Below are 13,399 nucleotides of genomic sequence, written 5' to 3'. Positions count from 1 at the left end.
GTTGAAAAAAAAGATGATGCAGTTATAACGCCTATCCATTATAAGGTTATGACTAAACTTCATAGCAGCGCTTAGGCGGTTTTGACGATGATATCTCGGCCACTTTTAACTAATAGCTGCGGTAAAATCCGATCATCGTCCAAACGCCAGCAGGCGCAAAAAGCCAGTTCGGGTGGTGTGGGGCCGGGATTAAACTGGATCAATCGTCCCTGTTCGAGATGGGGGCGAATCACCGCTTCAGGCAACAGTGCCATCCCCGCACCTTCGAGGGTGAGGGTGAGTAAGTTGGCTACCGAGCTGCAGGTATGAAATATCGGTGTTTCTTCAAGCGGTCGAAACAACTGTTGTAGGTAATCCCAGGGGCGAGTATCTCGAGGAAAACTCAGAATAGGGGATTGGCACAGTTCTTCGACACTGTTCACGGGGTTCTGTGCTAAGCGCAGCGGCGTCGTGCACCAATACTGAGGAAAACTGCAGAGCGGCTCTGTCACCAGTCCAGACTGATCATTATCCCCTGCCACCATAAAGGCGAGATCCAACTGATTATCCCGTAACTGGCGGGTGAGGGTTGGCGTGACATCACTGATCAATTCAAACGACATGAGTGGATGTTGTTGCTGCCATTGTTGTAGTAGTGGTGACAGATAGAGGTGCGCCAGAGTATCGGTAATGCCGATTCTGAGGGTGCCCTTTTGTGGGTTTTGATCGGTGATCTGCTGTTTCATCTCCTGACTGATGGCCAGCAGTTTTTCCGCGTAGGGTAATAGTTGTAGGCCACGTGAGGAGATGCGTGTGCCGCTTTTATCGCGGATAAATAATTGCGCGCCGAGTTCTTCTTCCAGTGCGTGGATTCTGGCCGATATCGCCGGTTGTGTGGCATGTAGTTGTTGAGCGGCGGCATGAAAACTACCCAGACGGGCAACATTAACAAAAGTGTTTAGGTTTCTCAGTCGCATGGATATAAGGCTCAGCAGATAGTAGTGCCACTATATACAAGCAGATCAATGCTTGGAAGCGGTGCACAGATGAAGTTTTAACAGTTTGTCAGTGGCAGTCGGGTAGAGAACTTAATCTCCTCCATGGCAAAACTGGATGTGACATCGGTTAAGCCTGGCACCTCACTAATTAGCTTTTTATAGAAACGGTCAAACGAGTGAATATCTTGGGTAGCTACCCGAATAAGATAATCCCATTCCCCTGCCATCCGGTAACATTCCATCACCTCATCAAAACGTAATATTGATGCAGCAAAGTTTGTCAGCCATTGTTCTTCATGTTGCTGTGTTTTGATATGTACAAACACCGAAACACCGGCACCCACTTTGGCGCTATCGAGCAGGGCGACACGGGCTTTGATCACGCCACTGTCTTCTAGCCGTTTAATGCGTTTCCAGCAGGGGGTTGTCGATAGGTTAACCTGTTCGGCAATGTCGGCAACCGACAGGGTTATATCCTGTTGCAGTATGGTGAGAATTTTCTTGTCGATACTGTCCATAAAAAATAATCCCCCAGTTTGTTAATAATAAGAAAAATTATTCTATATATTGGGCTTTTTTTCCAGTAAAAGGCAAAAAATATCTCTATCGACAGCTCTATACTGTAGACCTAAATAACGTATAAGGAGTGGGTCATGAGTGCTTGGATACAAGAGGCGGTGGCGCTGATTAAAGCGGATGCACAGCGCTCAGCGGATACTCATTTGATTAAACTTGAGCTGCCGATCTTGGCGGGGGTTGATCTCTACCTAAAAGATGAGAGTAGTCATCCGACGGGAAGTCTAAAGCATCGCTTGGCTCGTTCACTGTTTTTATATGCTTTATGTAATGGTCAGATCCGCCAGGATACTACCGTCATCGAAGCATCATCTGGTAGTACTGCAGTATCAGAAGCCTATTTTGCGCGGATGATTGGTGTGCCTTTTGTTGCTGTGATGCCGCGTAAAACCGCTAAAGCTAAAATTAAACAGGTCGAATTTTATGGCGGACGTTGTCACTTTGTTGAATGTGCCACCGAAATGCATGATGCGGCCGCAGCTTTAGCCCAAGAGTGTAACGGTCACTTTATGGATCAGTTTCGTTATGCCGAGCGGGCAACCGACTGGCGGGGTAACAGCAATATTGCCGAAAGTATCTTTAGGCAGATGAAGCTTGAGAGCCACCCGGTACCCAGTGCGATTGTGATGAGTGCAGGCACCGGAGGCACTACTGCAACATTGGGCCGGTATATCCGTTATAAGGGGTTTAATACTCTGCTATTAGCGGTCGATCCTGAGAATTCGGTGTTTTATGACGTGTGGCAAACCGGTGATCGCTCTATTGAAATTCATCAGGGTGGGCGGATCGAAGGCATCGGACGGCCTAAAGCGGAAGAATCTTTTCAGCCCAGTGTCATTGATCGGATGATCAAAGTACCGGATGGCGCGTCTGTCGCCGCCATGGAGTGGCTGGAGCAGTTAACCGGCCGGAGAGTCGGTGCATCAACAGGCACTAATCTTTGGGGGATGTTAACTTTGGCGGTGGAAATGTATCAGCGCGGTGAGACAGGCTCTTTGGTAACGCTGATCTGCGATAGTGGTGAACGTTATCTCGATAGTTATTACGACCGCGACTGGGTGATGCAGAATATCGGTGATATTACTGTCTATCAACAGCAGCTAGCAGCAATGTTAGATGGCTGTTGTCGGTCATAGCCATAAGGCAAAAAAAGCTGCAGTGTTTGTTGGGTTATTGCGCTAAAGCAAAGGAACTACAGCAAAGCACAGCGGCGTGGATCGCGCGCCTCCGTGCCTATCATAAAGCGACGGTGCGAGGTTTCTGGTGGGCCTACTCTACTAGTACGCTTACTTATTAGGCTGTCTGCTGTTTGTTTTTCCTGTTACAAACGAGGGCTTAAAGCGTTTTTTTTGCTGCTTCCATGATTCAATAAAAAAGGCCGATGTTAGTTACATCAGCCTTTTTAGATTAGCGAGAAAACCACCATAGAACAGCGTAATAGCCAGTCTTGAATGGTGGTTTTGCACTTTGAATATTAGTCGGTATAGCCGATCAAAGCACGTAATCCGGCAATCACGCTGTCGCCTTCTTCCAACGGCAGGCCATCTTCGGTGAGCTGATTGATGCGGGTAACCCCATCGACACTGCCTAGTTTAGATAGATATTCGATAATGGCGAGCGGGTCGGTTTCACCCAATAGATCACGGCCGCTCCAGAGGCTGAAGAAGGTGATCAGGCCATAAGCACCCCAGTTGGATACATCGGCGATCAGCAATTCATCCACACAGGTGGCGGCAGGGGTGATATCTAAACCTTTGATTGCTTCGGTGATGTTACCCATGCCGATTTCGTTACCACCATCACCAATACCAATCGTTGGGCATTTCGCATTGTTGACAAAGGTGTCAAAACAGGCGGTACGTGCGCTAATGCTTTCGCCACGCATGTTGTAGTAGTCGCCGTCAGCTGCTTGTCCTGGGCGTTCAATTGATAGCACCGCATCGGGGTTGTAGTTGTAAAGTGCTTGGAAGGCTTCAAGGGTGCGCTCTTGGTGTTCACCAACACGGATCTCATGAACGCGGTACTTGTCCATCAGTGCTTGAGACACCGGTGGGCCGCAGACTAAAACGGGGGTAGCACCGAGTTTTTCGAGGGCATCGTAAAGTGCAATAGCACCCAATGGTCCGTCGGTTTCAAAGGTGTCGACAACGGGAAAACCGGTGCCGATCAGAACGTGGCCTCGGCACTTATACAGCGTGCGGGCGGCGCGCAGATAATAGCCGGTGGATAGGGCGGGCTGAACTGTTTTCATGCCGCGCAGGTTACGTGCAACTAACAGGTCTTCAACCTGCTTGCTCAGCACTGTTTCGTTGATCTGATTCTGTGACATAGAGAGTTCGCTCTTTAGTAATTTTGCAAAGGGCCGGCGTTGTACATAGGGCCGGCCATGTGATGTTTGGTTACTGTGTTAACAAGACTGTTTAGTCGACTGGTTCTGGCTCGGTATTGTTAAACCGTACATGCGCTAAGCAGTGCAGGTTGTGGGCATCATCGATGGTGATTTCATCGAAGGATATCCGTGAACCGGGCAGTAGCTGTGCCATACGGGCGGTATCCATTGCAATCATGGAGCCTATTTTGGGATAGCCGCCAATGGTTTGCCGATCATTCAGCAACACAATGGGTTGGCCATCGGCTGGAATCTGAATCGCACCATGACAAATACCTTCTGACAAAATGCCATCAATGGTGGGTTTTACTTCCGGGCCTTCTAGGCGATAACCCATACGGTCGGCGCGATCTGTAACTTTATACTCGCTGCTAAAGAACAGCCGTTTTTGATAGTCGCTGAAGGCATTTTGCTGATAACCCGTAATCACCCGCAGGCTAATATTATCGGCATAATCAGGCCGGTGGGTTTCGGCTAAACGGAAACCACGGTGCGTCGTTGATGCGCTGCAATTGAGAAAGTCGCCTTGCTGTAGTTTTTCACCGGTAAAGCCGCCGATGCCTTCACGGGTCACGGTGGCGCTACTAGAAAAACTATGTTCAACCTGAAAACCGCCGCTGACGGCTAGGTAGGCACGGGCTCCCTGAGCTGAAAAGCCGACTTCAATTTTGTCGCCGGCTTTGACCTTATGAGCATGCCAGCGATCTTGTTCAACGCCATTAATCTTTAATGGCATTTCGGCGCCGGTCAGCACGATCTGTGCATCGGTATCCGCTAGCAGTACCAACCCGCCAAAGCTAATTTCTAGGGCGGTGGTATTGAGTGGGTTGTCGACCAGTCGGTTGGCCCATTTGAAGGCTTGCGAATCGAGCGGGCCGCCGGTGGTTAAACCGATCCGGTGATGGCCAAAACGGCCGGCATCCTGAATCAGTGTTAACAGCCCTGGTTGGATCACTTTAAAACCGCTCATTTGATCTCTCCCAATTCGCCACCGAGGGCAAAAAATTCGTCTCGGCTGATAGGGTTAAATTTGATACGGTCGCCAACCTGCACCGGCATGGTGGGGGTGGCTTTAGGATCAAACATACGCGTCGGACACAGGCCGATAAGGTTCCAGCCACCGGGGGATACCGCCGGATAAACGGCGGTTTGGCGGTCAGCGATAGCGATAGCGCCTCGGGGAACCTTCATTCTTGGGGTCGATAGGCGTGGTGCAGCAATGCGCTCGTCGACTTCGCCAAGGTAGGCAAAGCCAGGAGCAAAGCCGATAGCGTAGACGCGGTATTCCATCTCGCTATGTAGCTTAATAACATCATCAATACTTAAATCGGCGCGTTGAGCCAACGCTTCCAAGTCAGGGCCAGATTCGGTGCTGTAATAGGCGGGCAGGACGACTAGGTTGCCCTCACTGTTGTCACTGTCACCTAATTGGCTTAATACTTGGCGAATGCAGCGGCGCACTTCCAGGTGATCGGTTGCCAATTGGTCATAAATCACCAAAAGGGAGGCATAGGAGGGCACCATGTCAATCAGCTTGCCGCTCAATTCAGATTCAAGAATTGTCACGGCCTGTTGTACCTGCGCCGACACCCGAGGGTCGGTTTTTTCACCAAAATAGATAATCAGGGCATTTTCACCCGCGACATCAATACGCATATTGGCCACCTCGGTTATCATTGACTGATCAATTCGCGAATTTCTTGGATCGCATTGACGCCATCCATATTATCGCCATGCACACAGAGCGTATCGGCCCGCAGTGTTAGAGTTTCACCACTAACGGTGGTGACGGTGCCCAGCTCTTTGAGTTGCTTAACTTGCGCGAGCATCTTTTCTTTGTTATGCACTGCACCGGGTTTGGTGCGTGACAGTAGCTTGCCATCATCGTCATAACAACGGTCGGCGAAGATTTCAAACCATAGTTCTAGGCCGATGCTATTCGCTTCTTGCTGATGCAGTTCTGCTTGGGGCGTGCTTTGTAGCATTAATACTAATGGACGGTGATATTCCGACACCGCTTGCATGATGGTGGCGCGAATCGCGCTATCGGCCATCATGTCGTTGTACATAGCACCGTGGGGTTTAACGTAGGTTAGCGTTTGTCCCTGTGTGGTGGCCATGCCATCGATGGCGGCAATCTGATAGAGCACCATCGCCTTCAGTTCGGCGGCGCTGGCGCTAATGCTACGACGACCAAAGCCGACGAGATCAGGGTAGCCGGGATGAGCGCCGATGGTGACATTGTTTTGTTTCGCCAGAGCTAAGGTTTTTTGCAGCACCAGTGGGTCACCCGCGTGAAAACCGCAGGCGATGTTCGCTTGATCAATAAAGGGCATTACGGCTTCATCGAGGCCCATTTTCCAAGAACCGAAACTTTCACCCAGATCGCAATTGAGACGTAAAGACATCGTTGTTACTCCTCTTACAAAATGGCCAGACGGCTGTTGGGTAAATCCGTAATGAGCATGTGACCTGGACTATGAGTGATGCAGAAATCGGGTTTGGCTTGCTCAATGGCGACCTGAGGTGTCACACCACAGGCCCAAAACACCGGCAGTTCACCCTCTTTAATGGTGACCGCATCGCCAAAGTCTGGAGTGTTAATATCGTGGATACCGATTTGCGCTGGATCACCTAGGTGTAAGGGGGCACCGTGTACTGATGGGAAACGGGTACAGATCTGCACCGCACGGATGGCATCGGCAGCTTTCATCGGGCGCATGCTGACCACCGTGGTGCCACTGAAACGGCCGGCACTTTTACATTCAATATTGGTGCGGTACATTGGCACGTTAACCCCTTCAGTGATATTACGTACTTCAAGGCCGTCGGCGATCAGGGCTTCTTCGAAAGAGAATGAACAGCCTAGGACAAAGGTGACAAGATCATCACGCCAGAATGATTTAAGATCCGCGACTTCCTGCGTTAGCACGCCATGTTCGTAGATGCGGTATTTAGGGACATCGCTACGGATATCGATATCTTGGCCAAGATCGCCAAGCATAAATTCACCGGGTTGGCTGGACATGCCAACAATCGGGCAGGGCTTGGGATTCTTTTGGCAGAACTGCAGAAAATCGTTTGCCCAGTCTTGCGGCATAATGGCGAGGTTGCCTTGTACAAACCCCTGGCCGAAACCCGAGGTATTGCCGGTAAACTCACCACGACGAATCTGCTGGCGGATTTCAAAAGGTGTCATCTCTTTGTTCATCAGTAAAGCCTTATTCTGCGGGCCGCATAGCGCGGCGATTCTTGAATTGTCGTTACCTTTCAGTGCTATCGCTTCATGGAGGAAACGCTGTTGGAGCATTCACCGGCACAGGGTGTCAGGTGATAATATCTATGTTGCAAGGCTATAGCTTAACCCTTGCGGTGATAAAAAGATGCAGGACGCGGGCGAGAGTGCCTGAGGAGTGTGCGCTAGACCGTATAATGCCAAGACGGCATAGAGCTTGCGCTATTCCTGAATGGCAAGGGGATGACTGACCAGGATCGCTGGCCAGTCGGTTAACTGAGTATCTACTGGTGCAGAGATATCAGTTTAAAAACCTATTGGCGCTTACTGCGCGGCCATCCACTGATCAACCTGCTCCTTGGTGCGACCGAAAAACACCACCCGGGCAGTTGTATTCAGGCTACCGTTGTGCCCGATAGTACGGCGATAAACCCACCAGCTGTTTTCGGCTTTCGCAATGATTTCGTCAACGTGACGCAGTTGCTGAAATTGGTTCAGCGCTATCATTGTGCTCATGGTGTTTGTCGCTCTCCTATTAGAATCATCATTATCAATAAGACATTATTGTGGCGGTGCTATGGTGGGCTGTCTAATGAATAATCGCTTACAGATCTGATAACTTTTTTTATCAGTCAGTGCGGTGTTGATGATCGCGATTAAGGCTGGGGCTAGTGACTTTATAGTGCTATTCGTTCTCATAGAGGAAAGGTAGGGCTGACGCGATAGCGTCCGTATAGGGGGTGAGCTAGGCTGCGCGTGTTGGTGAGCGCAGCACTCTGAAACGATAAGCTTATGAGGTGATTTTTTCCATGGTTTCACGTACCCAGCCAAGACTGTCTTGGTAGGCTTGGTTGAGCTGAGCCGGGTCATAACTCGTAGTTAATGAGGCCCACTCGCCTAGAATAAAGCTATCAACGTTGGTTAATAACTCGCCGTAGGGGCCTGCGCCTTCTCGAATGGCGAGTTCAATGTCTTCGCTCAGGAATACTTGTTCTAAAATCTCATTTTTAGGCGTATCGAGTAAGGCTTCGAGGCCCGCAAAAATACCGATCATAAACGCGCTAGAGCCAGACAAACTGGAGCTAGATTCTGCTAGAAGTTCACACATTCTGGCGCGGATTAGGGTGTGTCGAGTTAATTCATCGGGCTTGCCTTTATCGCCGGAAAACGCAATCAGAGCGCACCAGCGTTTTATTTCGGCGGTGCCTAGCATGGTGACTGCTTCTTCGATGCTGTCTATTTTTCTTATCAGATTAAACAGTGGCGAATTCACGATACGAATTATTTGCAGCGTCAGTTGAGGGTCTTTTTTGACAATCTGGCCAACGGCGGCGGTGGTTGCTGTTGGGTCGGTTAACAGTGCCAGCAGTTCTAGCATGACAAATTCGTTTGAGCTTAATTTACGGCCTTCGACGAGTTGCGGACGGCAAAGGAAATACCCTTGAAATAACTTAAAGCCGAGCGCTTTACAGCGGGTGAACTCTTCGAGGGTTTCGATTTTTTCAGCCAGCAGGGTGACGTTGAATTGACTGAGCAGTTCGGTATGTTGTGCCAGCTCTTCATCGCTCATGGCAAGCAGGTCGAGTTTAACGATATGCACCATCTTGAGGATGGGGTCGTATTCTGGGCTATAGATAAAATCATCTAATGCCATCCGGTAGCCTGCATCAATATATCGCTGTATGGCGGCGATTAGGCTGTCGTCGACCTCCATACCTTCGAGGATTTCGAGGACAATATGTTTGCGGGATATTTCTGGAATATGCTCTGACTGCAACATCTCTTTGGTGAGATTGATAAATGCAGGCAGAGTCGTCATTTTGCGGGACTGGCAGATACTAGTGTAGTTGTTAAGTAACACTTGGGATGTCGCGCTGTTACCATCAGTGATTAAACAGGGCGCCTTATTGTTGATATCCCGATAGAGTAGCTCATAGGCAACAACGTTCAGATTTGCATCATAGATTGGCTGGCGGGCCATTAAGATATCCTGCGCCATGGACGACTCCTCGAAGTGGCCGAATCGATCTTTCACTCAACACCATAGGAAGGTGTTATCTAACTGTTATCAGTATAGCGCTTTTTCACCTGACTGAACCATCATCAATAGGACTAAATAGACTGTTTTCGGGTGGATATTTAGTCACGTTAGGTTACTACCGTAGATACACTTGCTATGATTGAATCTGTTGTAGTTGATTTCGAAGGATTGAATGACGTGAAAGTCTCTCTTTTAAATTCTGTGATGCTGATGCTCTTAAGCCTTTTTTCGGTGGCTGCTCAGGCATTTGATTATTTTGTGGTTAATCATGATTCGACGGTTTATTCCGCACCGGATAATGGCCAAGCTTTAACTCATTTGAGCAAGGGTAATGTATTGCTGCAAATCGATAAGAAAGGTGCTTGGTCGAAGGTTTTTTTCTGTCACAGAATCGGCAGCCCCTGAAAGGCTGGATGCTCAGTGAAAAGCTGACTGCGCAACAGAATGGGCAGCAACGTCCGTCGTTGGGTGATGGAAATAGATTAACCGTGACCGCCAATAGTCTGCGTTTACGCCAGGGGCCGGGGACTGATTTTCCGGTGGTGGGTAGTATAAAACTTAACCAACAAGTGGTAGAGCGTCAGCGCCAGGGTGATTGGGTCAAAGTTGCTTATCACGAGACATCAGGGCAAGCCGCAGAAGCTTGGACTGCCGGTCGTTTCTTACGTTCGACTCAGCAGGCGGGTGTTAAACAAGTCGCTACGACGAAATCGAGTGGAGAAAAAGCTTCGGGTCACTATCAAGTTAAAGGTAGTCATGTGTATTTCCGCTCTGGCCCTGGGACTCAATTTTCGGCAGTGGGCAAACTGAGTAATCCCCAGCGGGTGACGGCGATCGAGCGTCAGAATGGTTGGCTGAAAATAAGCGCTGATCTTAATGGTCGAGCGACGACGGGTTGGATGCTTGAGCGTCTACTTAAACCGGTCAAATAAACTCGGTTCAGTGCTGTTTCTGGTTACGCTGCTAATTGGTTTTGCATGTAATTCACGTGGTTTAGACATAATGAATAGATATAAGAAAGGCTGAACACTGTTCAGCCTTTTTTGGTTCTGACGGAAGGTTATTCCTCTTCGTCTAGAATGTCGTCGGCTTCGGCCATCACAGGGACGCTGGCACCTTTTTTGTTGGTTTGAATATCGCGTATCTTAGCCAACTGTTTGTCGATTTTTTGAGCCATAGAATCCAGCGCGGCAAACAGGTTTTCTTCACTGGCTTTTGCAAACAGATCTTTACCGGTGGCGTGGACTGTCGCTTCTACCACTTCTACTTTACCATTGCTCTTTTCAATAGTGACCTGGGCGCTGGTGATAACGTTATAGCGTCTTTGACTCTCCTCTAACCAGGCTTCAATTTTTTCTCGTAATGCAGGAGAAACTTTGTCATTGCGGTTGGTAATATTGATATTCATGATGTAACCCTTACTGCAAACTATGCTTGATGTCACATCTACAGAATGCCCTTTTCAGAATATTTTGCAAGCGAATATGTCATAAAAAAATAACCATTCTGTGTTAATTGATTTGGCGTGGTTTTAGTTGCTTAAATTGCCATTCGTAAGGGTTGAAATCGCGCGACTAGTCCCCATTTCGGGGCCTGAAATAGAGGGGTTTGTTGGTGTCGGTTGAGGGCAAAAGAATCGTTAAGGTCATTGCCGTTAGCGGCTAGTTCGATCATTACGGGAGATACTGCCGCCTTTGATTTGGGCAAATAGTTGCTCGCCGAGCTGTATGCCGAGCTCTTCGGCGGCCCAGCGGGTGATCGAAGCCTTCAGTCTATGTTCTCCGGCCTGCAGTGTAACTAAGCACGCAGAGCGGTCCTGTGGTGTCATGCTGATGATCGTCACCGGCAAGATATTACGGATGCTACTCTGTTCGGGCGGCTTGCGAACCAGTGATATGTCTCGGGCATGGATGCGCATGCGTATCCGGCTGGACTCGGGGGCGTCGATAAAGGGGGTCCACAGGGCTTGATGATTACCGAGATCAAGGCAGCTCATCGAATAACGACTGCTATGTTCCTGTATGCGGGCTTCCAGAATGACGCTGATATCTTGGTCCGGTTGCCAAGGCAGCATCGCATCGGAGTTCCAGATATCGGCAACCGCACCGCAATGAACAACTTTTCCTTGATCGAGCAAGACCATCTGATCGGCTAGCCGTAGCAGTTCATCCAGGCTATGGCTGACATAGATGATCGGAATATTGACCTCTTTGACGAGCTGTTCGATATAGGGCAACAACTCCTTTTTGCGGGGCTCGTCTAATGAGGCTAGGGGCTCATCCATCAATAACATCGCGGGATTGCTCAGTAATGCCCGACCAATGGCTACGCGCTGTTGCTCGCCGCCGGATAGTGCTGCGGGATAACGGTGTAACAGGTGTTCGATGCCCAGCAGTTCGGCGATGAGCGTTAGCTGTTGAGAGGCTTTGCTCCGTTGCCCATAGCGCAAGTTGCCGCTGACCGTATAGTGGGGAAAGAGCCGTGAGCCTTGAAAAACATAGCCGATCTGGCGTTTTTCCGGTGCTAGGTTGATGTTTTGTTCGGCATCAAACACGACCCGCTCGCCAATTACTATTTTCCCTGTATCCGGTGTTTGCAGCCCTGCGATTAGATTGATAATCGAGGTTTTACCCGCGCCCGAGCGGCCAAACAGTGCGGTAATGCCGCTTTCCTGCAGATTAAGATCGGTGTCGATGCACAGGTTGCCTAATTGCTTTTTGAGCCTGATTTGCAAGGTCATAATGCCAACCTCTTTTGTGCTAAGCGGGTTAGCCACTCGGAGACCAGTAGTGCAAGAAGGGCGACGATAATTGAGATGAGGCAGAGACGGGCGGCTTCGGCTTCCGCACCGGGGGTTTCAATAAAACTAAACATTGCCAGCGGCAAGGTGCGGGTTTCCCCTGGAATATTCGAAACAAAGGTGATGGTTGCGCCAAACTCCCCCAAACTTCTGGCAAATGCCAATAGCGTGCCTGCTAGTAGACCGGGGATCGTTAGGGGCAGGGTGATCGTCATAAATACTTTAAGCGGCGAGGCGCCTAGGGTGCGGGCGGCCTGTTCAAGTTTAATATCGACGGATTGCAGTGACAGACGGATGGCTCTGACCATCAACGGAAAAGCCACAATTGCCGCCGCCAGCGCTGCACCTTGCCAACTGAAACTGAATGAAACCCCAAACCAGTCATATAAGCGACTGCCAATGACTCCTTGCCGACCCATGCTGATCAGCAATAAATAACCGATGACGACGGGGGGTAACACTAGAGGTAGATGTACTAAGCTATCGAGTAGTTGTTTACCGGGGAAGTGCTTACGGGCCAATACCCAGGCCACCAATATTGCCAGTGGTAGGCTGAATGCGACGGCACTGAGAGAGACCTTGAGACTGAGTAGTAGTGCGCTGACCTCATACTCACTGAGCATCACTTGGCTCCGATGTTAAAGGTTGAAACCCGTAGCGGTTGAAGATGTCGCGAGCCTCCCTCGAAAAGAGCAATTGATAGAGTTGCTTGGCTTCAGTCAAGTGCTGTGAGGTCAGTGCGGCAGGGTAAATAATAGCATCATGCAAATTGTCAGGGATCTGTTCGATAATGCTGACTTTGTCACTTTGCTGTGCGTCGGTGTTGTAAACAATACCGTAGGGGGCTTCCCCTCGTTCCACCAATAACAGCGTGGAGCGAACATTCTGTCCTAGCGCTAAGCGTGATACGAGTGATGGCCATTGGCCGGTATGCTGCAAGGCTTGACGGGCATAGATACCCGCGGGCACATGATCAGGGTTCGCGATCGCCAGTCGTTCGGTGCCTAGCTGTTCGGCAAGCGTTGCTAGACTGACGTGCTGTTCCTTTGTGTAGTGGCTACGAATTAATACTAACTGGTTTTTTAAAAGGGGCTTTAACGTTGTCGCTTGAATGGCGTCTTGTTCGGCCAAAAAATTCATCCAGCGAGTGTTTGCCGATATGAAAATATCGGCTGGAGCACCAGCGGCGATCTGTCGGGCGAGTGAGGATGATGAGGCAAAGGATCTGACTACCGGTTGCTGATAGCGGGCTTGGTAGAGGCTGCAAATCTCATCAATAGCATTGGTCATTGATGACGCGGCAAACAGTGTTAGAGGGCGTGCTTGTAACGATAATGGGGCAGTGAAAATACAGAGCAGCAGTAAAAATCGGTACATGGTG

16 protein-coding genes are annotated in these 13,399 nt (G+C 49.6%); 3 read left to right on the top strand and 13 right to left on the bottom strand.

Going from position 1 to position 13,399, the window contains the following annotated elements; all coding sequences use genetic code 11:
• Window positions 1-71: 71 nt before the first annotated feature.
• Together AC0L4K_RS11955 and AC0L4K_RS11950 are read right to left on the bottom strand one after the other, a co-directional pair.
• Window positions 72-956 carry a LysR family transcriptional regulator gene (locus AC0L4K_RS11955; RefSeq protein WP_417222000.1) on the bottom strand — a complete coding sequence of 295 codons (885 nt, stop codon included), beginning with the start codon at window positions 954-956 and terminating at the stop codon, window positions 72-74.
• A gap of 77 nt (window positions 957-1,033) precedes the next feature.
• A complete protein-coding gene (locus AC0L4K_RS11950; protein WP_417222003.1) occupies window positions 1,034-1,495 on the bottom strand; it encodes an Lrp/AsnC family transcriptional regulator in 462 nt (153 codons plus the stop codon).
• A 135-nt stretch (window positions 1,496-1,630) separates the two neighbouring features.
• Here AC0L4K_RS11950 and AC0L4K_RS11945 point away from each other — a divergent pair, with 135 nt between their 5' ends.
• On the top strand, window positions 1,631-2,689 hold the full coding sequence (locus AC0L4K_RS11945; RefSeq protein WP_417222006.1) for a PLP-dependent cysteine synthase family protein: 1,059 nt from the start codon (window positions 1,631-1,633) through the stop codon (window positions 2,687-2,689).
• 338 nt (window positions 2,690-3,027) lie between these two features.
• On the opposite strand, the gene AC0L4K_RS11940 is transcribed toward AC0L4K_RS11945, so the two are convergent.
• The 7 genes from AC0L4K_RS11940 to AC0L4K_RS11910 all read right to left on the bottom strand — a co-directional run bounded on the left by AC0L4K_RS11940 (window position 3,028) and on the right by AC0L4K_RS11910 (window position 9,176).
• Window positions 3,028-3,882 carry a DUF4392 domain-containing protein gene (locus AC0L4K_RS11940; protein WP_417222009.1) on the bottom strand — a complete coding sequence of 285 codons (855 nt, stop codon included), beginning with the start codon at window positions 3,880-3,882 and terminating at the stop codon, window positions 3,028-3,030.
• Window positions 3,883-3,973: 91 nt separating this feature from the next.
• Window positions 3,974-4,912 carry a 5-oxoprolinase subunit C family protein gene (locus AC0L4K_RS11935; RefSeq protein WP_417222011.1) on the bottom strand — a complete coding sequence of 313 codons (939 nt, stop codon included), beginning with the start codon at window positions 4,910-4,912 and terminating at the stop codon, window positions 3,974-3,976.
• The gene (pxpB, locus tag AC0L4K_RS11930; RefSeq protein ID WP_473266304.1) at window positions 4,909-5,598 is read right to left on the bottom strand and encodes a 5-oxoprolinase subunit PxpB; all 690 of its coding nucleotides are present in this window, start codon (window positions 5,596-5,598) and stop codon (window positions 4,909-4,911) included. The genes AC0L4K_RS11935 and pxpB overlap by 4 nt, the downstream gene beginning before the upstream one ends.
• 17 nt (window positions 5,599-5,615) lie before the next feature.
• A complete protein-coding gene (locus AC0L4K_RS11925; RefSeq protein WP_473266302.1) occupies window positions 5,616-6,350 on the bottom strand; it encodes a 5-oxoprolinase subunit PxpA in 735 nt (244 codons plus the stop codon).
• Between the two features lie 14 nt (window positions 6,351-6,364).
• Window positions 6,365-7,153 carry a putative hydro-lyase gene (locus AC0L4K_RS11920; RefSeq protein WP_417223372.1) on the bottom strand — a complete coding sequence of 263 codons (789 nt, stop codon included), beginning with the start codon at window positions 7,151-7,153 and terminating at the stop codon, window positions 6,365-6,367.
• A 348-nt stretch (window positions 7,154-7,501) separates the two neighbouring features.
• A complete protein-coding gene (locus AC0L4K_RS11915) occupies window positions 7,502-7,693 on the bottom strand; it encodes a hypothetical protein (protein WP_417222018.1) in 192 nt (63 codons plus the stop codon).
• A 274-nt stretch (window positions 7,694-7,967) separates the two neighbouring features.
• The gene (locus AC0L4K_RS11910) at window positions 7,968-9,176 is read right to left on the bottom strand and encodes an EAL and HDOD domain-containing protein (RefSeq protein WP_417222021.1); all 1,209 of its coding nucleotides are present in this window, start codon (window positions 9,174-9,176) and stop codon (window positions 7,968-7,970) included.
• A 177-nt stretch (window positions 9,177-9,353) separates the two neighbouring features.
• Here AC0L4K_RS11910 and AC0L4K_RS11905 point away from each other — a divergent pair, with 177 nt between their 5' ends.
• Together AC0L4K_RS11905 and AC0L4K_RS11900 are read left to right on the top strand one after the other, a co-directional pair.
• The gene (locus AC0L4K_RS11905) at window positions 9,354-9,623 is read left to right on the top strand and encodes a hypothetical protein (protein ID WP_473266300.1); all 270 of its coding nucleotides are present in this window, start codon (window positions 9,354-9,356) and stop codon (window positions 9,621-9,623) included.
• Window positions 9,624-9,631: 8 nt separating this feature from the next.
• Window positions 9,632-10,150, top strand: a complete 519-nt coding sequence (locus AC0L4K_RS11900) for an SH3 domain-containing protein (RefSeq protein ID WP_473266298.1) — start codon at window positions 9,632-9,634, stop codon at window positions 10,148-10,150.
• Window positions 10,151-10,278: 128 nt separating this feature from the next.
• Here AC0L4K_RS11900 and hpf read toward each other — a convergent pair whose 3' ends face one another.
• The 4 genes from hpf to modA form a co-directional block, all read right to left on the bottom strand.
• On the bottom strand, window positions 10,279-10,626 hold the full coding sequence (hpf, locus tag AC0L4K_RS11895) for a ribosome hibernation-promoting factor, HPF/YfiA family (protein WP_417222026.1): 348 nt from the start codon (window positions 10,624-10,626) through the stop codon (window positions 10,279-10,281).
• 246 nt (window positions 10,627-10,872) lie between these two features.
• Window positions 10,873-11,958 carry a molybdenum ABC transporter ATP-binding protein ModC gene (gene modC / locus AC0L4K_RS11890; RefSeq protein WP_473266296.1) on the bottom strand — a complete coding sequence of 362 codons (1,086 nt, stop codon included), beginning with the start codon at window positions 11,956-11,958 and terminating at the stop codon, window positions 10,873-10,875.
• Window positions 11,955-12,641 carry a molybdate ABC transporter permease subunit gene (gene modB / locus AC0L4K_RS11885; RefSeq protein ID WP_473266294.1) on the bottom strand — a complete coding sequence of 229 codons (687 nt, stop codon included), beginning with the start codon at window positions 12,639-12,641 and terminating at the stop codon, window positions 11,955-11,957. The genes modC and modB overlap by 4 nt, the downstream gene beginning before the upstream one ends.
• On the bottom strand, window positions 12,631-13,395 hold the full coding sequence (modA, locus tag AC0L4K_RS11880; protein WP_473266293.1) for a molybdate ABC transporter substrate-binding protein: 765 nt from the start codon (window positions 13,393-13,395) through the stop codon (window positions 12,631-12,633). Before modA ends, modB begins: the two co-directional genes overlap by 11 nt.
• Window positions 13,396-13,399 lie beyond the last annotated feature (4 nt).

This window comes from Amphritea sp. GJ51-11 (genome assembly GCF_055808735.1).
This window is presented reverse-complemented; position numbering and strand designations above follow the sequence as displayed.

Excerpts from the sequence above, each read along its gene's own strand:
- AC0L4K_RS11955 (WP_417222000.1), bottom strand. The coding sequence starts at position 956 with ATGCGACTGAGAAACCTAAACACTTTTGTTAATGTTGCCCGTCTGGGT.
- AC0L4K_RS11950 (WP_417222003.1), bottom strand. The coding sequence starts at position 1,495 with ATGGACAGTATCGACAAGAAAATTCTCACCATACTGCAACAGGATATA.
- AC0L4K_RS11945 (WP_417222006.1), top strand. The coding sequence starts at position 1,631 with ATGAGTGCTTGGATACAAGAGGCGGTGGCGCTGATTAAAGCGGATGCA.
- AC0L4K_RS11940 (WP_417222009.1), bottom strand. The coding sequence starts at position 3,882 with ATGTCACAGAATCAGATCAACGAAACAGTGCTGAGCAAGCAGGTTGAA.
- AC0L4K_RS11935 (WP_417222011.1), bottom strand. The coding sequence starts at position 4,912 with ATGAGCGGTTTTAAAGTGATCCAACCAGGGCTGTTAACACTGATTCAG.
- pxpB (WP_473266304.1), bottom strand. The coding sequence starts at position 5,598 with ATGCGTATTGATGTCGCGGGTGAAAATGCCCTGATTATCTATTTTGGT.
- AC0L4K_RS11925 (WP_473266302.1), bottom strand. The coding sequence starts at position 6,350 with ATGTCTTTACGTCTCAATTGCGATCTGGGTGAAAGTTTCGGTTCTTGG.
- AC0L4K_RS11920 (WP_417223372.1), bottom strand. The coding sequence starts at position 7,153 with ATGAACAAAGAGATGACACCTTTTGAAATCCGCCAGCAGATTCGTCGT.
- AC0L4K_RS11915 (WP_417222018.1), bottom strand. The coding sequence starts at position 7,693 with ATGAGCACAATGATAGCGCTGAACCAATTTCAGCAACTGCGTCACGTT.
- AC0L4K_RS11910 (WP_417222021.1), bottom strand. The coding sequence starts at position 9,176 with ATGGCGCAGGATATCTTAATGGCCCGCCAGCCAATCTATGATGCAAAT.
- AC0L4K_RS11905 (WP_473266300.1), top strand. The coding sequence starts at position 9,354 with ATGATTGAATCTGTTGTAGTTGATTTCGAAGGATTGAATGACGTGAAA.
- AC0L4K_RS11900 (WP_473266298.1), top strand. The coding sequence starts at position 9,632 with ATGCTCAGTGAAAAGCTGACTGCGCAACAGAATGGGCAGCAACGTCCG.
- hpf (WP_417222026.1), bottom strand. The coding sequence starts at position 10,626 with ATGAATATCAATATTACCAACCGCAATGACAAAGTTTCTCCTGCATTA.
- modC (WP_473266296.1), bottom strand. The coding sequence starts at position 11,958 with ATGACCTTGCAAATCAGGCTCAAAAAGCAATTAGGCAACCTGTGCATC.
- modB (WP_473266294.1), bottom strand. The coding sequence starts at position 12,641 with ATGCTCAGTGAGTATGAGGTCAGCGCACTACTACTCAGTCTCAAGGTC.
- modA (WP_473266293.1), bottom strand. The coding sequence starts at position 13,395 with ATGTACCGATTTTTACTGCTGCTCTGTATTTTCACTGCCCCATTATCG.